We start from the raw sequence: 21455 nt of genomic DNA on the forward strand, positions 1-21455 counted from the left end.
ATCGATGTCTTCCCGGTCACTCACGGCCGGGTCCGTCGGTATCTACACACCACGGGCTCGACGCGAGAGGATTGCAGTACTCGAATGGACAGGGTTCGTCGCACCGTTCGAGAACGCAGCCGCCGCCGCTCGGGCAGTCCGCTGTTCGTGCAACTGCTCACCAGCGCGATCGAGAGCGCCTCGGATTCCATTGCCATCAGCTATGACCCGACCGGGGAGACCGGCGCGCGGCGCGAGATCAGCTATCTGGAGCTGGACGCGTCGTCGTCGCGACTGGCGCGGGAGCTGATCGCCCGGGGCGTGGGACCCGGCGACGTCGTCGCTATCGGATTCACCCGCTCGATCGAATCGGTGCTCGCGGTCTGGGCCGTCGCCAAGACCGGCGCCGCGTACGTGCCGGTGGACCCGGCGCTGCCGCCGGAGCGCGCCGCGTTCATCGTCGCGGACTCGGGCGCGGTGCTCGGCGTCACCGGGACGCGCCCGGCCGGGTCGGACGGCTCGATCGACTGGCTCGAACTCGATGATCCGGCGCAGCGGGAGCGGATCGCACGGCGGCCCGCGCATCCGGTGTCCTACGTGGACCGGGTGCGCACCCTCACCGAGCGGCATCCGGCCTATGTCATCTACACCTCGGGCTCCACCGGTCGCCCGAAGGGCGTCGTGGTGACGCACACCGGTCTCGCGCCGCTGGTGGCGGCCGCGCGCGAACGCTATCGCGTCGACGCGTGCTCCCGGGTGCTGCACGTCTGCTCGCCGAATTTCGATGTCTCCGTGCTGGAATTGCTGCTCGCGTTCAGCACGGGCGCGACCCTGGTGATCGCGCCGCCGACCGCCGTCGGCGGCGATGACCTCGCCCGGCTGCTGCGGAGCGCGCGGGTGACCCACATGCTCATCACTCCGGCGGCGCTGGAGACGGTCGATCCGGCCGGGCTGGACGAGTTGCGGGTCGTGGTGGTGGCGGGTGACGCGTTCGGGCCGAACCTGGTGCGGCGGTGGGCGACCGGGCGATCGTTCTGCAACGGTTACGGCCCCACCGAGGCGACGGTGCTCGCGACCGGTAGCGAGGCGCTGACCGCGGACGAGACCGTCACCATCGGCACCGCCCTGCCGGGTATCGGTGCGGCGGTGCTGGATTCGCGGCTGCGACCGGTGCCCGCCGACGTGGTCGGTGAGCTCTACCTGTCCGGCCCCGCGCTGGCGCAGGGGTATCTCGGACGGCCGGGACTGACGGCCGAGCGGTTCGTGGCCGGACCGTTCGCCGGGACCGGCGCACGGATGTACCGCACCGGAGATCTGGTGCGCCGCCGCGCGGACGGCGCGCTCGAGTACGTGGGCCGCTCGGATTTCCAGGTGAAGATCCGCGGCTTCCGGATCGAACTCGGCGAGATCGACGCCGCGCTCACCGCGCACCCCGATATCGACTTCGCGACCACGCTGGGCACCCGCGCCCCGTCGGGTGCGACGGTGCTGGTGTCGTATGTGCTGGCGCGCGACGGCGTCGCCGTGGACACCGCTGAACTCACCGCCTTCGTGGGCGCCTCGCTGCCGGGCCACATGGTGCCGTCGGCCATTGTCACGCTCGACGCGATCCCATTGAACTCCAACGGGAAGCTGGATCGGCGGGCGCTGCCGGAGCCGGTCTTCGAGACGACGGTGTCCCGAGATCCGGTGGGACCGATGGAAACCCGCATCGCCGAACTGTTCACCCGGGTGCTCGGGGTGCGGGTCGGCGCGGAGGACTCGTTCTTCGCCGTCGGCGGTGACAGCATCCTGTCGATCCAGCTGGTGTCACGGGCACGCGCGGCCGGGATCGTCTTCACGCCGCGCGATGTGTTCGAACACCGCACGGTCGCCGCCCTGGCACGGGTCGCGGTGGACGGCGCCGACGCGGTGCCGACGCTCGCGGAGCTGCCCGGCGGCGGGGTCGGCGAGCTGCCGCTGACCCCCGTGCTCGCGGCGCATCTGGCCGACGGGCACTCGTACCGGCGGTTCACCCAGCAGTTGGTGCTCGCCCTGCCCGAACGGGTCGACCGGGCCGGTCTGGTCGCCGTGCTGACGGCCGTGGTGGACCACCACGACATGCTGCGCGCCCGGGTGCGGCGCGTGGACGGCCGCTGGGAGCTGCGCGCACTCCCGCCCGGCGCGGTGGATGTCGGCGACCTGATCACCCGCGTCGAGGCGCCCGCGGCTCGCACGGCCGAGGAGCTGGGCGAGATCGCCGGTGCCGCACTGGACTCCGCGCTCGACCAACTGGACCCGGCGGCCGGTCGGATGATCGCCTGCGTCTGGCTGACTCGCCCGGACGGCCGGGACGCGCTCGTTCTCGCCGCCAATCACTATGTGATCGACGGTGTTTCGTGGCGCATCCTGATCTCGGATCTGGTCGCCGCCTGGGGGCGCTACGCCGCGGGCGAGCCGATCACCCTGCCCGCCGTCGGCACCTCCTTCCGGCGCTGGGCGCACGGGCTGTCCGAGGTCGCGGCCGACCGTGCCGACGAACTGGACCACTGGCGGCGAACGCTGGCGGTCGCCGATCCCCCGCTGGGCGCGCGACCGCTGGACCCGAGCGTCGACACCGCCGCGACCGTCCGGCAGTTCAGCGTCGAACTGCCGCCCGCCGTCACCCACGCGGTGCTGACCGAACTGCGCACCCTGTACCGGGGCGGCGTCGACGACGGCCTCTTGGCGGCGCTGGCGCTGGCGGTGCGGACCTGGCGAGCCCGGCGTGGAGTCGACAGCGCGGCCACCCGTATCCGGCTGGAGGGACACGGCCGCGAGGAGCAGGTGGTGCCCGGCGCCGATCTGACGCGCACGGTCGGCTGGTTCACGAGTATGTATCCGGTGGCGCTGGATCTGTCCGGCATCGACACCGAATCCGCCTGGCAGGGCGGGGCCGCGACCGCCGCACTGCTGAAGGCGGTGAAGGAACAGCTGATCGCGGTGCCCGACCACGGCATCGGTTTCGGCATGCTGCGGTATCTCGACGCGGACGCCGGAACACGACTCGCCGGTGAGCTGGGCCAGATCGGATTCAACTATCTCGGCCGTGTCGCCGCGGGCGATATCCCCGATGCCCTGGCCGACGGCGGCTGGCTGCCCACCGCCGACTGGGGTGAGCCGCGCGCGCGGCAGGATCCGGCCATGCCCGCACCCGCGGTGGTGGATGTCAACGCGCTGGTGACCGAGGGCGAGACCGGTGCGCGCCTGTCCGCGTCGTTCGCCTACGCCGCGGAGATCCTGGACGAGGCGTCCGTGCGCGAGCTGGCGGCGGACTGGGTGGCGGCGCTGACCGTCCTCGCCGAGCATGTGCACGATCCGGCGGCCGGTGGCCTGACCCCGGCCGACGTCCCGCTGGTGCGGGTCTGCCAGGGCGAGCTCGAGGGCTGGCGGACGGACTATCCGGGACTGGTGGATGTGCTGCCGCTGTCCCCGCTCCAGCTCGGACTGCTGTTCCTCACCCAGCTGTCCGAGGCCGAGGCCGACCCGTACCTGCTCCAGTGGGCCATGGAACTGTCCGGCGCGGTCGATCTGGAGCGGCTGCGGCGGGCCGCGCAGGGCATGCTCGACCGGCACGCCGTGCTGCGCACCGCCTTCGTCACCACGGCCGACGGCACCCCGGTGCAGCTGGTGGCCGAGGGTGTGCCGGTGCCGTGGGATGTGCTCGACGGTCCCGACACCGATCCGGCGGCGCTGTTGTCGGCCGAACAGCGCCGCGGATTCGATCTCGCCGTACCCCCGCTGCTGCGATTCACGGTGTACCGCACCGATTCCGGGCGTACCCACCTGGTGCTGACCGCGCACCACCTGCTGCTGGACGGCTGGTCCATGCCGCTGCTCATGAAGGAACTGCTGATCTCCTATGCGGCGCACGGCGATTCGGCCGTGCTGCCGCCGGTCCGCCCGTATCGCGACTATCTCGCGTGGCTGGCGCGCCGCGACCGGGACGCCGCCGCGCAGGCGTGGCGCACCGCGCTGGAAGGCGTGTCGCCGACCCTGGTGAGCGCCGTCCTCACCGACCCCGCGGACCCGGACGCCGGACACGGGGTGCGCGTCGCCGACCTGGCCGACACCGAGACCGCGGGACTGCTCGAGTTCGCCGCCGCCGCCGAGGTCACCGTGAACACCGTGGTCCAAGCGGCCTGGGGACTGGTGCTGGCGAGCTGCGTGGGACGCGACGACGTGGTCTTCGGCGCGGTGGTGTCCGGACGGCCGCCGCAGCTCGACGGCGTCGACGATATGGTCGGCCTGTTCGCGAACACCATTCCGGTGCGGGTGCGCTTCGACGCCGACGAACCGGTGCGGGTGCTGCTGACCAGGCTCCAGCACGAACAGGTCGCGCTGCTCGACGCACATCACCTGGGCCTGACCGAGATTCAGCGCGCCGCGGGTACCGGCGAGCTGTTCGACTCCCTGCTGGCCTTCGAGTCCTATCCGGTGGACGCCGACGGACTGCGGCAGGCGTACGGCACCATCGACGGCCTGGAGATCGACGGACTCCGGGCGGTGAACTTCACGCACTATCCGGTGGCCGTCGAGGTCGAGGTGGGAGCGCGGGTGCGCATCGCCGTGCAGCACCGCCGCGATACGGTCACGGCCGGGTGCGCGCAGGCGCTGGCGGACCGATTGCGGTCGCTGATCGGGGAATTCGTGGCCGCGCCCGAGCGCACGCCCGCACAACTGGCGGCGCGCCTCGACGCCCGCGGCGATGTGATCGCCCATGCCCGGTACTGGCGTTCGGCGCTCGCGGAACTGCCCGACGAGTTGAATCTGCCGGTGGATCGGCCGCGTACCGCCGCGGGGACCACCACCGTCGAACGGCTCGACATCGAACTCGACACCGAATCGCGGCGGCTGCTGGCGGATTTCGCGCGGTCCCGCGGTCTGACCGGGTTCGCGGTCGTGCACGCGGCCTTCGCGGCGCTGCTCGCCCGGCTCTCGGGTGGTACCGATATCGCCATCGGCGCGCCTGTCGCCGCGAACACGGACGATATCGTGATGCTGCGAACCGCCGTGCTCGGCGACGACGGTTTCGACCAGCTCGTCGCCCACGCCGACGACATTGCGCGACAGGGGTTCACGCACGCCGACCTGCCCTTCGACGGCCCCGTGCAGACCGTGGTGTCCGCCGGGCCCACGCTCCCCCACCGCTCCTACGAGCTGGCGCTGCGACTGCACGCGGACGGGCGCACCGTGGAATTCGGTTACGCGCCGGAGCTGTTCGACCGGCGCACCGTCGAGGTGTTCGCGCGGCGTTTCGAGCGCCTGCTCCGCGCCGCGCTGCGCGAGCCGCGGCGACCGGTCGGCGATCTGCCGCTGCTCGCGGCCGACGAGCTGGCCGTGCTGACCGCGGTGACCCCCGACGCCGTGATGGCCACCGGGCTGCTGCCGGACCTGTTGACGCGCGGGCGCGCACTGGGCGCGGACCGGGTGGCGGTGCGCTACCGGGGTCGCTCCGTCGGTTACGGCGAACTCGACGCCGCCGGTTCCCGACTGGCGCGGCTGCTCATCGACCGGGGCGTCGGTCCGGAGCAGCTGGTCGCCGTGGCGCTGCCGCGCTGTTACGAGATGGTGCTGGCCGTGCTCGCGGTCGCCAAGGCCGGTGGCGCGCACGTCCCGGTGGACCCGGCCCATCCGACCGAGCGCATGCGGCATATGGTGACCGATTCCGGTGCGGCACTGGGCATTGCCACCCGCGAATACGCCGACCGCGTGCCCGGCGATATCCCCTGGCTGTTCCTCGACGATCCGGACACCGAGCGGGACTGCGCGGCGCGGTCCGGCGCGGAGGTCTCGGACGCCGATCGCCGTGCGCCGCTGCGCATGCACAACCCCGCCTACGTCATCTACACGTCGGGTTCCACGGGCCTGCCCAAGGGCGTCACCGTCACCCACACCGGCCTGGGCGGTCTGCTCGACGAGGCGGTGCGGCGCTACGCGCTGCGGCCGCACCACCGCTTCCTGCACATCTGCTCACCGAGTTTCGATCCGTCGGTGCTGGAGTGGCTGTGCGCGCTCTCGGTGGGCGCGACGCTGGTCATCACGCCGCCGGAGATCATCGGCGGCACCGAGCTGGCCGAGCTGCTGCGGGCCGAGGCGGTCACCCACGCCATCATCACCCCCGCCGTCCTCGGCACCGTCGATCCGGCCGGACTGGACGCGCTGGCGGTGCTGTCGGTGGGCGGCGATGTGACGACCCCGGAGCTGCTGGCCCGCTGGCAGCCGGGGCGGCGCTACCTGAACGGCTACGGCCCGACCGAGACCACCATCATCTCCTCCTACGCGGAACTGGAACCGGGACAGCGCATTACGGTCGGCGTGCCGGTGCACGGCATGTCCGCGCTGGTCCTCGACGCCCGCCTGCGGCCCGTCCCGCCGGGCGTCGCGGGTGAGCTGTATCTGGCGGGCGGTGGCCTGGCCCGCGGCTACCGGAACCGGCCCGGGGCGACCGCCGCGCGCTTCCTCGCCGATCCGTGGGGCGAACCGGGCGCGCGCATGTACCGCACCGGTGACGTGGTGCGCTGGTACGCCGCACCGCACGAACGCGGCGGGGACGCGGCGGATGCCGCGATGCGCTGGCAGCTCGAGTACGTCGGCCGCACCGACACCCAGGTCAAGGTGCGCGGCTTCCGGGTGGAACTCGGTGAGATCGACGCGGTGCTGACCGAACACGCCGATGTCGACTTCGCGGTCACCCTGGGCCGGACGCTGCCGTCGGGAGCCACCGCGCTGGTGTCGTATGTGCGCGCGGCGCCGGGCCGTGCGGTCGACACCGCCGCCCTCACCGCGTATGCCGCCGACATCCTGCCCGCGCATATGGTGCCCGCCGCGGTGCTGGTGATCGACGAGGTGCCGCTGACCACCAACGGCAAACTCGACCACCGCGCACTGCCGGAACCGGTGTTCGCGACCGCGGTGACGCGCGCGCCCCGGGGACCGGTCGAGACCCGGCTGGCCGAACTGTTCGCCCAGGTGCTCGGCGTCGCGTCGGTCGGGGTGGACGAGTCGTTCTTCGCCGTCGGCGGCGACAGCATCATGTCCATCCAGCTGGTGTCCCGGGCCAAGGCGGCGGGCATCGTCTTCACCGCCCGGGACGTGTTCGAACAGCGCACCGTCGCCGCCCTGGCCCGGGTGGCGAGCGTGGGATGCGATGCGGGCCGACCGGTGCTGACGGAGCTGCCCGGCGGCGGCGTCGGTGAGATTCCGCTGACGCCGGTGCTCGCGGAATTCCTCGCCACCGGCTCCGCCGACCGATTCGCGCAGACCATGGTGCTGGCGCTGCCGGAGGGCGTCGACCGCGCCGGACTGGCCGCCACGCTGGGCGCGGTGCTGGACCGACACGAGATCCTGCGCTCTCGGGTGTGGCGGGACGCGGACCGCTGGCGCTTCGAGACACTGCCCCGATCGGCGGTCGACGCCGACACGCTGATCACGGACACGGTGGTGCCCGCGGATGTCGAGCGCGCGGAACTCGCCCGGATCGGCGCTGCCGCCGTCGATTCCGCCCTGGCCGCCCTGTCCCCCGCCACCGGCCGGATGCTCGCCTGGGTGTGGCTGCGCCGCCCCGACGCCCCCGACGTGCTCGTCATCGCCGCGCACCACTATGTGATCGACGGAGTGTCGTGGCGCATCCTCATTCCGGATCTGGCCACGGCCTGGGCGCAGCGGGCGGCCGGACGGCCGATCGCGCTGCCACCGACCGGTACGTCGTTCCGGCGCTGGGCACACGGCCTGGTGGACGCGGCTCGCGACCGCGTCGGCGATATCGACTACTGGCGACAGGTGCTGACCACCCCGGATCCGCCGCTGGGCGCACGGGCGCTCGATCGCACCCTCGACACCCACGCGACGCTGCGGTCGGTCACGGTACCGGTACCGGTGGAGGTCACCGAGGCGATCCTGACCACCCTGCCCGCCCGCTACCGCGGCGGCGTCAACGACGGACTGCTGGCGGCGCTGGCCATGGCGGTGCGCGCCTGGCGGTCCCGGCGCGGCATCCAGGCCCCGGTCACCCGCGTCCGGCTGGAGGGGCACGGCCGCGAGGAAACCGTGGTGCCGGGCGCGGACCTGACCCGCACCCTGGGCTGGTTCACCAGCGTGCACCCGGTGGCGATCGACCTCACCGGACTCCCGGACACCGACCCGGGCGCGGTGCTCAAATCCGTCAAGGAGCAGCTGCTCGCGGTGCCCGACAGGGGGGTGGGCTTCGGCCTGCTGCGCCATCTCGAACCCGCCGCCGCCGACCGGCTCACCGGCGATATCGGCCAGCTCGGGTTCAACTATCTCGGCCGCACGGGTGTACCCGCCGACGCCGTCGCGCACGAGTGGATGCCGACCGCCGCACTGGGCGACCTCGAGGTCGAATACGATCCCACCCTGCCGCTCGGCACCGTCGTCGACATCAACGCGATCACCGCCGAGACGCCCGACGGCCCCCGGCTCGAACTCGCATTCGGCTACGCGAGCGGCATTCTCGACGAGGCCGCGGTGACCGAGCTGGCCGCCGATTTCACCGCCGCGCTCAGCACGCTGGCCGATCACGTGCGCGATCCGGCGGCCGGTGGGCTCACCCCGGCCGATGTGCCGCTGGTACGCGTGTCCCAGGGCGAGTTGGATCGTTGGCACGCCGACTATCCGGGCCTGTCGGAGGTATTGCCGCTGGCGCCGCTCCAGGGTTCGCTGCGGGTGCTCATGGAGTTGCTCGACGGCTCCGTGGACGCCTACATCATCCAGCTCGCCGTACGCCTCACCGGAGAGCTGGACACGCCGCGTCTGCGCCGCGCGGCGCGCGCCCTGCTGGACCGGCACGCGAATCTGCGCTCCGCCTTCGTCGCCGCCGCGGACGGCACCCCGGTACAGGTGGTGGTGGACGGTCTGGAGGTGCCGCTGCGGGTGGTCGAGGGCGTCGCCGAGGCCGAGCTGCCGGAGCTGATCGCCGCCGAGCAGCGCCGCGGTTTCGACCCCGCGGTCGCACCGCTGCTGCGGTTCACGGTGTACGCCACCGCTTCCGGGACGCGGCATCTGGTGCTCACCGGCCATCACATCCTGCTCGACGGCTGGTCCATGCCGCTGCTCATGCGGGAGTTGCTGGTGCTCTACGCGACCGGCGGCGACCCCGCACCGCTGCCCCCGGTCCGTCCGTATCGCGACTACCTGCGCTGGCTCTCACAGCAGGACCGCCCGGCGGCGGCACGCGCGTGGGCCGAGGCGCTGACCGGTGCCACGCCCACCCTGCTCGCACCCGAGCTGACCTGGCCCGCCGCCACCGGAACCGGCTTCGGGCGTTGCGATATCGAGCTGTCGGCCGCGCAGACCGCCGCGCTCACGACCTATGCGGCCGCGGCCGAGGTGACCGCCAATACCGTGCTCCAGACGGCGTGGGGTCTGACCATCGCGGGCAGCACCGGACGCGACGACGTGCTCTTCGGGGCCACCATCTCCGGCAGGCCCGCGCAGCTCGACGGCATCGGCGAGATGATCGGCCTGTTCGTGGACGCCATTCCGGTGCGCGTCCGCTTCGACGCGCGGACCACCGCGCGGTCGCTGGTGGACGGTGTGCAGGCCGAGCAGGCCGCCCTGCTCGACCATCACCATCTGGGGCTCGGCGCGATTCAGCGCGCGGTCGGACACGGTGAATTGTTCGACACCATGCTGGTTTTCGAGTCCTACCCGGTGGATGTGGCGGGACTGCGGCAGGCCGGTGCGGCCATCGACGGCCTGCGGATCGAGGAGATCGAGGCCGAGGACTTCACGCACTACCCGATCACGGTGCTGGTCTTCCTCGAGCAGCGCACGCTGCTGCGGGTGAAGTACCGGCGCGACCTGGTCGCCGACGAGACGGCGCGGGCCATCGCCGACCGCCTGCACCGGGTGCTGACCGGGCTGCTCGCCGTACCGGACCGGCCGGCCGCGGAATTCGCCCGCGCACTCGGCCGCGAATCCGGCGACACGATCGCGCTCGCCCGCTTCTGGCGCACCGAACTGGCCGAGCTGCCCGAGCGCCCGGGGCTGCCGGTGAGCCGCGCGGCGGGAGCGGACCCCCGTGACCGCGCAGCGGCGGCCGATACCCCTGACCGCGCACAGGCGGCGAACTCCCGTGGCCACGTGACGTTCTCGATACCCGCGCCGGTTCGCGACGGATTGCACCGACTCGCGGACGGCACGGGCATGTCCTGGACCGCGGTGGTGCGGACCGCCGTGGCGGCGGTGGTGGCGCGCCTGGCGGGCGTCGAGGACATCACGGTGGGCACGCCGCGTCCGGGCGGCGAGCGCGCCGACGTGGTGCTGCGCACCCGTGTGGAGCGCACCGCCCGCTTCCGAGACATGCTGCCCACCACGCACCGGTCCGCGCTGGCGGCGTTCGCGCACGCCGGTATCGGACTCGACGAGGTCGCCACACTGGTCGGCGCGAGGCAGCCGCTGTTCCGGGTGGCACTGTCGTTCCAGCGCCCGCCGGACCCGGATACCGAGGTGGCGCTCAGCATTTCCGCCGACGGCCACGGTGAGCTGGCGTTCGCCGCCGAGGTCTTCGACACCGACGGCGCGACCGTGTTCGCGCGGCGGGTGGTGCGGATGCTGGCGGCGGTCGCCGAGCGGCCCGACATCCGTGTCGCGGATCTCCCGCTGCTCGTCGACGACGAGTACGAGCGCCTGACCCGCATGGGCGGCGGCATCCCGACCGTCGTCGGCACGCTGCCCGATCTGCTCACCCGGGGAATGGAATTCGGCCGCGACCGCGTCGCCGTACGCGCGGACGGTCACTCCTACACCTACGGCGAACTGGACGACCATTCTTCCCGGCTGGCACGGGTGCTGATCGAGCGCGGGGTGAGGCCGGATACCGTGGTGGCGCTGGCGCTGCGGCGCTCCTACCGCATGGTCGCGGCCATCTGGGCGGTCGCCAAGGCGGGTGGCGCGTATCTGCCGCTGGACCCCACCCACCCGATCGAGCGCCTCCGGCACCTACTCACCGATTCCGGTGCCGCCCTGGGGATCACGCTCACCGAACGGCTGCCCGGACTGCCCGGCACGGTGGACTGGCTGACGCTCGACGATCCCGACCTGTGCGCGGATCGGTCCCCGGCGGCCGTGACCGACGCGGACCGCCGCGCGCCGCTGCGTCTCTCGAACGCGGCGTACCTGATCTACACCTCCGGATCGACGGGCCTGCCCAAGGGCGTCACCGTCACCCACGCGGGACTCGGCGGACTCGTCGGCCATTCCGCCGAACTGCTGCGGCTGGAGCCCGATTCCCGCATGCTGCACGTCTGTTCGCCCTGCTTCGACCAATCGCTCGAGGAGATCGCCACCGCCTGCTACAGCGGGGCCACCCTGGTGCTCGCCCCGGCGGATACGGTCGGCGGCGGCGAACTGCGCGAACTGCTGCGCGCCGAGCGGGTGACGCACACGATCATCACGCCCGCCCTGCTCGACACCGTCGACCCGACCGGACTCGACGACCTCGCGGTGGTGTCCGCGGGCGGCGAGGCCACCACGGCGGACCTGCTGGCCCGCTGGCAGCCGGGGCGGCGCTTCCTCAACGGCTACGGTCCCACCGAGACCACCATCGGCGCGACGTACACCACACTGCTTGCCGGACAGCCGGTTTCGATCGGCCGCCCGGTCCCCGGCGGCTGGACCGCGGTCCTCGACGACCGGCTGCGACCGGTACCGCCGGGCGTGGTGGGCGAACTGTATCTGGCCGGTCCGGGCCTCGCCCGCGGTTATCACGACCGTCGCGCCACCACGGCCGAGCGTTTCGTCGCCAACCCCTGGGGTGTGCCGGGCGAACGCATGTACCGCACCGGTGATCTGGTGCGCTGGGTCGGCGTCCCGGCCGACGGAACGATCGGCGGCACGCTGGAGTACGTGGGCCGCACGGACTTCCAGGTCAAGATTCGCGGATACCGCGTCGAACTCGGCGAGATCGACGCGGTGCTCACCGCGCATCCGGGGGTGCGTACCGCGGCGACCATCGGGCGCGAGAATGCCGCCGGCGCTGCCACCGTGGTGTCCTACGTGGTGGGCCACGCCGTCGATACGGCGGAGCTGACCCGTTGGGCGGCGGATCGGCTGCCGTCGTACATGGTGCCCGCGGCCATCGTCGCACTCGACGCGCTCCCCCTGACCGCCGTCGGCAAACTCGACCGAAAGGCACTGCCCGAGCCGAGTTCCCCGGCGCGTGCCTACCGCGAGCCCGCGACCGCGACCGAGCGGGCCGTCGCCGAGGTGTTCGCCGCGGTGCTCGGGCTCGACCGGGTCGGCGCGGACGACGACTTCTTCGAGCTGGGCGGCAACTCGCTGCTCGCCACCCGGGTCAGCGCCCGGCTCGGCGCGGCGGCGGGTGCACCGGTGCCGGTGCGACTGGTGTTCACCGCGCCGACCGTCGCGGGTCTGGCGGCCGAACTGGCGGCGATCGGCGGCGCTCCGGCGCGTCCGGCGCTGACGTCCCGCCCACGGCCGGAACGGATTCCGCTGTCCCCCGCCCAGCAGCGCATGTGGTTCCTCAACCGGTTCGACGCCGAATCCACCGCCTACAACATCCCGGTCGCGCTGCGCGTGAGCGGGGCACTCGATGTCGAAGCCATGCGGCGGGCGTTCGCCGATCTGATTCTGCGCCACGAGATCCTGCGCACCGTCTACCCTCGGCACGACGGCGGTCCGGTGCAGGTCGTGCTGCCGCCCGAGGACCGCGCCGTGCCCCGGCTCGAGGTCGGCGCGCTGACCGCCGCCGAGGTGGCGTCCGCGGTGGCCGCGCTCGCGGCCACCGAATTCGACGTCACCTCGCGGGTGCCGCTGCGGGCGGCGCTGTGGCGGGTGGACGCCGACGAGTTCGTGCTGGCCCTGGTCGTCCACCACATCAGCGGTGACGGCTACTCGGCCGGACCGCTCACCCGGGATCTGGTGGCGGCGTACGCGGCTCGTGTGGCGGGCCGGGAACCGGAGTGGAGCCCGCTGCCCGTGCAGTACGCCGACTACGCGCTCTGGCAGCGCGACCTGCTCGGCAGCGAAGCGGATCCGGAATCGCCGGCGGCCCGGCAGATCGCCTACTGGCGCGATGCCCTCGCCGGATTGCCGGATCAGCTGGACCTGCCCGCGGACCGGCCGCGCCCGGCGGTGCGGACCTACGCCGGCGGGCGCGTCGAACTCGGCATCGACGCCCGCACCCATGCGGCGCTGGTGGAGGTGGGGCGCGCGCGGGGCGCGACCCTGTTCATGGTGGTGCACACCGCTTTCGCGCTGCTGCTGTCGCGGCTGTCGGGCAGCGACGACATCGCCGTCGGCACCCCCATCGCCGGGCGCGGTGCGGCCGAACTGGACGATCTCATCGGCATGTTCGTCAACACCCTGGTCTTCCGCACCCGGGTGGACCCGAATTCGGATTTCACCGAACTGCTGGACCGGCAGCGCGATAGCGACATCCGGGCCTTCGCGCACGCCGACGTGCCGTTCGAGCGGCTGGTCGAGGTGTTGAATCCGGCTCGGTCCACCGCCAGGCATCCGCTGTTCCAGGTGGGCCTGTCCTTCCAGAACCTGGCCCCGGTGGCAATGGAGCTGCCCGGCCTGCGGGTGTCCGCGCTGTCGGCGGATCGGCAGCTGTCCCAGTTCGATCTGCACCTGATCCTGGCCGACGCCTACGACGCGCACGGTGCGCCCGCGGGCATCGGCGGCGCGCTCACCTATGCCGCGGATCTGTTCGACGAGTCGACGGCGCGGGGCTTCGCGGACCGCTTCCTCCGGGTGCTCGACGCGGTGGTCGCCGATCCGCGGGTGCGGCTCGACGCCATCGATGTGCTGCTGCCCGCGGAGCGGTCGCGAATGCTGGTGGCGTGCGACGACACCGCGCATCCGACGGATGCGGCCGAGACGCTGGTGTCGCTGCTGGACGCCGCGGTCGCGGCCGACCCCGACGCGGTGGCGGTGGTCGCCGCCGACGGCGACCGCTGGACCTACCGCGAGCTCGACGCCCGGGTGAACCGGCTGGCGCGGCAACTGATCTCGCTCGGCGTCGGTCCGGAATCCCGGGTCGCGCTGGCCATGCGGCGTTCCGCGCGGCTGGTGGTCGCGATGTACGCGGTGAGCCGGGCCGGTGGCGCGTACGTGCCGGTGGACCCCGATCAGCCCGCCGCGCGCACCGACTACATCCTGACCACGGCGGCGCCGGTCTGCGTGCTGACCGATACCGACACCGATTTCGCGACCGCCGCCGCATCGGTCGTCACCGTGGACGCGCTCGACGGCGACCCGGCCAGCGCGGAACCGATCACGGCCGCCGAACGACGCGCGCCCGTGCGCCCCGGCCATGCGGCCTATGTCATCTTCACCTCGGGTTCCACCGGCCGCCCCAAGGGCGTGGTGGTCACCCACGGTGCGATCGTCAACCAGTTGCGCTGGAAGACAGCGGAATTCGGTATGACCGCAGCGGACTCGGTGCTGGTGAAGACGGCGGCGACGTTCGACCTGTCGGTATGGGAGTTCTGGTCCGCCGCCGCCTGCGGCGGCCGTCTGGTCCTCGCCGCACCGGACGGGCATCGCGACCCGGCCCAGCTCACCGCCCTGATGGCCCGCGAACGCGTCACCACGCTGCACGCGGTGCCGTCCCTGCTGGAGGCGCTGCTGACCGAGCGACTCCCCGGTTCCCTGCGCCGTATCCTCGCCATCGGCGAGACGTTGCCCGCCGCGCTCGCCCGCCGCTGCGCCGCCGCCGCACCGCACGCGACCCTGGTCAACCTCTACGGCCCCACCGAGGCGGCGGTGTCGATCACCAGCCATCGGGTCACCGACGCCGATACCCCGTCCGTTCCGATCGGCGCACCGGTCTGGAACAGCCGGGTGTACGTGCTGGACGCACGCCTGCGCCCGGTGCCGGTCGGCGTCCCCGGCGAGCTGTATCTCGCCGGAGCGCAGCTGGCGCGCGGCTACGCCGATCGCCCGGGGCTGACGGCCGAGCGATTCGTCGCCGACCCGTTCCGGCCGGGCGAACGCATGTACCGCACCGGCGATGTGGTGGCGTGGACCGCGGCCGGTGAGCTCGACTATCGGGGCCGCAGCGACTTCCAGGTCAAGATCAGGGGTTTCCGCATCGAACTCGGCGAGATCGACGCCGTGCTGGCCGCACATCCCGACATCGACGCCGTGGTCACGGTGGGACGGGAAACCCCGGCCGGGGCAACGGTGCTGGTGTCCTACGTGGTGGCCGTCCGGGATGGCGCGGCGGATTCGGCGCGGCTGCTCGCCTGGGCCGCCGCGGCGCTGCCCGCGCATATGGTGCCCGCCGCCGTGGTCGTACTCGACCGGCTGCCGCTGACCTCGGTCGGCAAGCTCGACCGGAGCGCGCTGCCCGCACCGGAATTCGCGTCCCGGGCCTACCGCGCCCCCGCGACGGCGCTCGAAACCACGGTCTGCGAGGTCTTCGCCGATGTGCTGGCTCGCGATCGCGTCGGCCTGGACGACCACTTCTTCGAACTCGGCGGCAACTCCCTGCTCGCCACCGAACTGGTGGCCCGGCTGAGTACGGCCGTGGCCGAGGCGGTTCCGGTGCTGTGGATGTTCACCACGCCCACCCCGTCCGGCATCGTCGCGCAGTTGCGCACCCGGGGCTCCGACAGCGCCGGCACCGAGGCCGCCTTCGATATCCTGCTGCCGCTGCACGGCGGTGACGCCACCCGCGAGCCGCTGTTCTGCGTGCATCCCATCGGCGGCGTCGCCTGGTCGTTCGCGGGCTTGGCGGCCCACACCGACCGGCCGATCTACGGCCTGCAATCGCCCGCCCTCGGCGCGAGCGCGCCCCTGCCCGATTCCATCGAGGACTGGGCGCGGCTGTACGTCAAGCATCTGCGCACCGTGCAGCCCACCGGCCCCTACCATCTGCTGGGCTGGTCGCTGGGCGGGGTGCTCGCCCACGCCATGGCGGTCCAACTCCAGGACGAGGGTGAGCGGGTCGCACTGCTCGCGGTCATGGACAGCCGCCTGCACGCCGCGCCGGTCGGATCATCGTGTGCCGCAGCGCCGTCCGTCACCGTGGCGGACCTGCTCGGCGGACTGCTCGGCGCGGACGCCGACGCAGCCGACCCGGACGACGAGCTGGATCCGGCCCGGCTGTCCGAACGATTGCGCGGGCTCCCGGAACCGTTCGGCTCCTTCGGGACCGACCGCGTCGAACGCGTCGTCGCCGCCGCGCTCGACTCGGCGGCGCTGGCCGCGGCCTATCGCCCGCGGCCGTTCACCGGTGACGTCGTCTACTTCACCGCCGCCCTCGACGATCCGCGCGGGTCCACCGGCGCATCGACGTGGCGGTCGGCGGTCACCGGGGCGGTCCACGATCACCCGGTGCCCACCACCCACTGGCGGATGACCACCGACACGGCCCTGCGGATCATCGCCGCCACGCTCGACGGCCGATCGCGCTAGTCGATCACCGCCAGGGCAAGCATCCGGCGGCGCGCAACCGCGCCACCAGCCCGGAGTCGACCGTCGCGCTGGAACCCCGCCCGGCGGCGAGCGCCAGTGCCAGGTCCGTACCGAGACCGGCGCCGATGGAGCAGCCGAGCAGGGTGATGTCGACGGAGATCGTCTCGTCGCCGCCCCCGGGCGCGGGTTCGTCGGCCCCCGCCGTACCGGTCACGGTCATGGTGGCCGCGGCGAGCGCCACGGCGATTACGCCGGCTTTGATCGATCGCACGGCAGGCAGAGTAGCCGATGTCACCACTCCCATCGCTTGAACTATACCCCTAGGGGGTATAGTTTCCGATGTCGAACGACCACCCGAGAGGAGATCGCCATGTGCGAGTGCCGCTGTCCCCGCGCCCGCGAACCACCACCCGGCCCACCGCCAAGGAGGTACCCCCGATGCGTACCGCACCCATGACCACCGCCCTGTTCGCCAATCACGACTACGTCCGGCTCTTCGTCGCGCAGCTGTCCGCCCTCTTCGGCACCGGACTGACCACCGTCGCGCTGGGACTGCTCGCCTACGAGTTCGCCGGCGGTGACGCCGCCGCCGTGCTCGGCACCGCGCTCACCATCAAGATGCTCGTCTACGTGACGGTCGCGCCGATCGTCGCCGCCCATGCCGACCGGTTCCCGCGCCGCGCGTTCCTGGTGTCGCTCAACGGCGTTCGCGCCGCGGTGGTGCTGGCGCTGCCGTTCATCGATCAGATCTGGCAGATCTACGTGCTGATCGCGGTGCTCCACACCGCTTCGGCCGCTTTCACTCCCACTTATCAGGCGATCATTCCCGATATCCTGCCCGACGAGCGCGAGTACACCCGCGCGCTGTCGGCGGCACAGCTGGCCGCCACCATGGAGACGCTGCTGAGCCCCATGCTCGCCGCCGCGGCGCTGGCCGTGATCAGCTATCACTGGCTGTTCGTCGGGACCGCCATCGGTTTCGCCGCCTCGGCCGCCCTGGTGCTCGGCACCCGCATTCCGAACGCCACCGGCACCGCGCGGGGCGGCTTCGGCGACCGCATCGCGGCGGGGATGCGCGTCTTCGCCGCGACGCCCCGGCTGCGCGGCCTGCTCGGCCTGAACCTGGTGGTCGCCGCCGCCGGATCGATGATCATGGTCAATACCGTCAACTATGTGCGAGACACCCTGGGCGGCACCCAGTCCGGCGTGGCGCTGCTGCTGGCCGCGAACGGTTTCGGCACCATGCTCGTCGCGCTGGCACTGCCGCGGGCGCTCGACCGCCTCGGCGCGCGGCCGGTCATGTTGACCGGCGCCACCACCCTGGCCACCGCTCTCGCCGCGGCCATCGCGCTCTCGCCGGCGAACACGGGCGACTGGCGCTGGACGGCGGCCGCCGCGATCTGGGCCGTCACCGGCGCGGGCACCGCCGCCATTCTCACGCCCACCGGTCAGGTCCTGCGGCGCTCCTCGCGACCGGCCGACCGCCCCACTCTGTTCGCCGCCCAGTTCTCGCTCTCACATCTGGCCTGGCTGATCACGTACCCCATCGCCGGATGGCTCACCACCGCCGCCGGTTTCACCATCACCTGGACCGTCCTCGGCGTCCTCGCGCTCGCGGGTATCGCGGCGGCCGCGCGGATGTGGCCGCGCCACGACCCGGAGGTGATCGCCCACCTGCACGAGGTCGGCAGCATCGACCCGGCGCGCCTCACCGACGCGGTGCGCGTGAGCGATCGGTACTACCGGCACACCCACCCCTACGTCATCGACGCCGACCATCCCCGCTGGCCGACGGCGGACCGCACGCCGCGACCGGCACTGGCGGCCTGACCGCGTCGAACACCGCGGGCGCTCGGGATGTCCGGGCGCCCGCCCACTTCACAGCAAATCTCGCGCGGGTGCCCCGGGCGCATCCTTCCCGGACCCGGTCGCGTCGTCGCCGTCCGGGGTGAACAGACCGGCTATGCCGAGTTCGGTGGCGGCCTCCAAGGAATCCCAACCTGCGGCAACGGCATTGGAGAACAGTTCCAGACGGTCCTGACCCGCGGCCGCGTACTCGTGCACGGCCGCGGTGTATCTGGCTCTGGCGGCGCGCAGCGCCTCACGTGTCACATTCACCCGGACCACACTATCGGCAAATTTTCAGCAACGAAACCCTGAGTCTCCGCTCCCAGGCGGCCGAACCACGAATCCCGCACGGCGACGGTGACGCGCCACTGCCGGCACGCGTCGGCGAGCGGCGGGTCCGGCCGAATATCCGACACGGTGAATGCCGTGAGCGCCCAAGGGAATCGCGGCGGCCGCCAGGCTGCGGCGCACCCTCGCGCGGGTCCGTTTCGCGCACCGCACTGTCCGATTCGCGCAGCGCGCAGTCCGCGGCGGTCGCCGCCGACCGTTCCCGGGCGGGCGCATATCGCGATGCGGCGGCTAGCCGGTCGGCCGGGAGTCGTCGCCACGGCGGAGCTGGGCGGCCAGCCAGAGGACGACGCCGTAGCCGAAGGCGGAGTCGGCGGTGGAGACCAGGGCGGAGCTGGGGAAGACGATGGCGTGGCGCAGTCCGGCGTCGGCCAGGGCGCGCAGCCGGTTCAGGATCTCGCCGGGGGTGCCGATCACGAGCCATTCGTGCAGCACATCGTCGGGCACCTCGGCAATGGCCGCGCGTACGTCGGCCGCGGTCAGGCGGTGCGGCATCAGGTCGATCAGGCCGCGGAAGTCCGGGCCGAAGGGGTGTTTCGCGCCGCAGCGGGTCCAGACGGCGGCCGGGGCGAACAGGCCCAGGTAGCGGACGGCCGGAGCGCGCAGGATGCGGCGCAGGCCCGCGGGCGTGCGGGCGGTGAGCATGGTGATCATGGCGGCGGGCACGATGGCGTCGGGATCGCGCCCGGCCGCGCGGGCGGCGGCGTGGACCAGTCCGAGCCGCCGCTGGTACTCCTCCGGCGACATGGACTCCCACGGGTACCAGCCGTCGCCGTAGCGTCCGGTGAGCGCCAGCATGCGGGGGCCGTGCGCGCCGATCCAGATGCGCGGCAGCCGGTCGGCGGGCACGGTGAGATCCATGGGGGCGTGGTCCAGGCGGTAGTAGCGCCCGGCGAAGTTCATGGGTTCGGTCGCGGTCAGGGCCGCGCGCAGCACGCGCAGCGCCTCCTCGAACCGATCCACCGGCCGGTCCCACTCGAATCCGTAGGGTTCGAGGTTCTCCCGCTCACCGCACCCGATACCGAGAATGGGTGCGCGCTTGGTCATATGCGCCAGGGTGAGGAAGGTCTGCGCCAGCAGCACCGGATGGCGGCGGTGCGGGTCGGTGGCGCCGACCCCCAGCTGCACCCGCCCCGCGCTCGCGGCCAGATGCGCCAGCAGTGGGGCGAAGTCGAACTGCTCGTCCGGACTGCGCACCGCCTTCGCCTGCGGCGTGAACTCGGGATCCCAAGCCGCCCGTGGGAACACGCTGATCAGATGATCGGTCGCCAGCACCGAATCCAGCCGCCCCAGCCGTGCCATCCGCACCGTGAAGCGCGCGACGCCGATCGGCGGATTGATTCCGGCGAGGGTACCGACCGCGAAGGGCTTCCGCGTTTCCGACATCCTGATCTCCTGGCGATTATGTTGTGCTGCAGCGCTTTCGCTGTCTATCGATAGCGCGGGTTGGTGTTGTGCCATTCGAAGGAGCCGCCCATCCAATCGCGCACTCCGTGCAGGAACAGCTGCAGTTCCGGCGAGGGGACGGCCCGCAGCGCACGATGTTCGGCCTCGAATTCCCGCACGGTGCGGTTGTGCAGGTCGACGGTGATCTCGGTGGCCTCGGCCACCGAGCAGCCGCGCTCGGCCGCGATCTGGAGCACCATATTGCAGACCGGGTTCTCGTCGGCGGCATCCTTGCGCACCGAGAACAGATCGTTGACGAGCACGCAGGCCGTGCCCGCCCGGAACGCGGCCCGGCGCACCCGCTCGTCGTAGAACAGCCCGGCGGGCACCTCGTAGCCGGCCACCGAGTCGATCAGGGTCATCGACGTGTAGAACGAATCGTGTTGGCGGGCGGCGAGATACTCCCAGGCGGGCGGGTTCTCACCGGTATGCCGCCAGGCCGCGTAGGCGGTCCAGGACACGAACATGGAGAAGGTGGCGTAGCAGGCGCGCTGGACCTGTTCCGCGGTGGCGTGGCGGCGCAGGTGCGCGACCGCCGATCCGAAGGCGCGCAGCACCTTGTCGGTGCGCAGCGCCTCGTCCAGGGGTGTGCTGAACTCACCCGCGTCGGGCAGCGGGTCCAGTGCGGCCATGGCCATGGTCAGGCGCTGCGGCAGCCGGTTCGGATCCGCGCCGAGCGCCGAATCGTCGGCGTAGTAGTCGTCGGCCATCCACCACGCGGTGTTCATCTGGGCGGCGACCAGCAATCGATCGGGATCGTCGGTGTCGGTGTGGGTCAGCATGACCAGTCGCCCGTAGCCGGTCTCGCGCAGCTTGTCGAGTTCGTCGTCGGTGTACCCGATGGATTCGGCCCAGACGGCCAAGCGATCGTCGACCGCCTCGGCCAGGGCGTCGTCGCCGCGGGCGGCGGGCGGACAGTAGACCGGCGGCGCGGAGCCGTCACCCCATTCGTGTTCGCGATAGGGTTCGGCATCGGTCAGCCGTCGGACGGGCAACCGAAAGGCGCTCTCCCCCAACCGCTCCGCGAGCCGCGCCGGGTTCGGGACGGCGGTGGCGACCGAGCCTCGCCCGGCGGCGGCCGAGCACCGGCTCGCCGCATCCGGTTCCGGTGGCGGCGGTGTCACGCCCGACCGTGCGGCGGAGAAGATCCCTGCGAGTTCGGTACCCAGTCCACGGGGCCCACCGAGTACCGGGGGCCGCACCGCGCCGAGCTCACCGCTGTGGTCGTTGTCGATTGTTGTCATCGTGCTGCTCCTGCCATGAGGGGTCATCAGGTGGAGGCAATGCGTAGATGGAGACACCATCGACTATCCGGCCTGACGGCCGACGCCGCAGACGAATGCGCGATTCCGCGCGGAACCGGAATGGCGGTCCCCGGAACGAACGAGGTCCGGCACACCGCTCGC

Annotated in this window: 6 protein-coding genes; 2 read left to right on the forward strand and 4 right to left on the reverse strand. The window is 72.3% G+C overall.

Annotated elements, in window-relative coordinates; genetic code table 11:
* The first annotated feature begins 84 nt into the window (after positions 1-84).
* Entirely contained in the window at positions 85-16407 is a 16323-nt protein-coding gene (locus QMO76_RS20285) for a non-ribosomal peptide synthetase (RefSeq protein WP_306362892.1), read from the forward strand.
* Positions 16408-16411: 4 nt separating this feature from the next.
* Here QMO76_RS20285 and QMO76_RS20290 read toward each other — a convergent pair whose 3' ends face one another.
* Entirely contained in the window at positions 16412-16678 is a 267-nt protein-coding gene (locus QMO76_RS20290) for a hypothetical protein (protein ID WP_306362893.1), read from the reverse strand.
* A 182-nt stretch (positions 16679-16860) separates the two neighbouring features.
* Here QMO76_RS20290 and QMO76_RS20295 point away from each other — a divergent pair, with 182 nt between their 5' ends.
* A complete protein-coding gene (locus QMO76_RS20295) occupies positions 16861-18237 on the forward strand; it encodes an MFS transporter (RefSeq protein WP_306362958.1) in 1377 nt (458 codons plus the stop codon).
* A 48-nt stretch (positions 18238-18285) separates the two neighbouring features.
* Here QMO76_RS20295 and QMO76_RS20300 read toward each other — a convergent pair whose 3' ends face one another.
* The 3 genes from QMO76_RS20300 to QMO76_RS20310 all read right to left on the reverse strand — a co-directional run bounded on the left by QMO76_RS20300 (position 18286) and on the right by QMO76_RS20310 (position 21293).
* Positions 18286-18525, reverse strand: coding sequence for a hypothetical protein (locus QMO76_RS20300; protein ID WP_306362894.1), 240 nt, complete (start codon positions 18523-18525; stop codon positions 18286-18288).
* A 309-nt stretch (positions 18526-18834) separates the two neighbouring features.
* Positions 18835-19989 (reverse strand): LLM class flavin-dependent oxidoreductase, encoded by a 1155-nt coding sequence (locus tag QMO76_RS20305; RefSeq protein ID WP_306362895.1) that lies wholly within the window; start codon positions 19987-19989, stop codon positions 18835-18837.
* Between the two features lie 44 nt (positions 19990-20033).
* Positions 20034-21293, reverse strand: a complete 1260-nt coding sequence (locus QMO76_RS20310) for a family 2 encapsulin nanocompartment cargo protein terpene cyclase (RefSeq protein WP_306362896.1) — start codon at positions 21291-21293, stop codon at positions 20034-20036.
* Between the last annotated feature and the right edge of the window lie 162 nt (positions 21294-21455).

The organism is Nocardia sp. CC227C (genome assembly GCF_030767025.1).
GTDB lineage: Bacteria > Actinomycetota > Actinomycetes > Mycobacteriales > Mycobacteriaceae > Nocardia.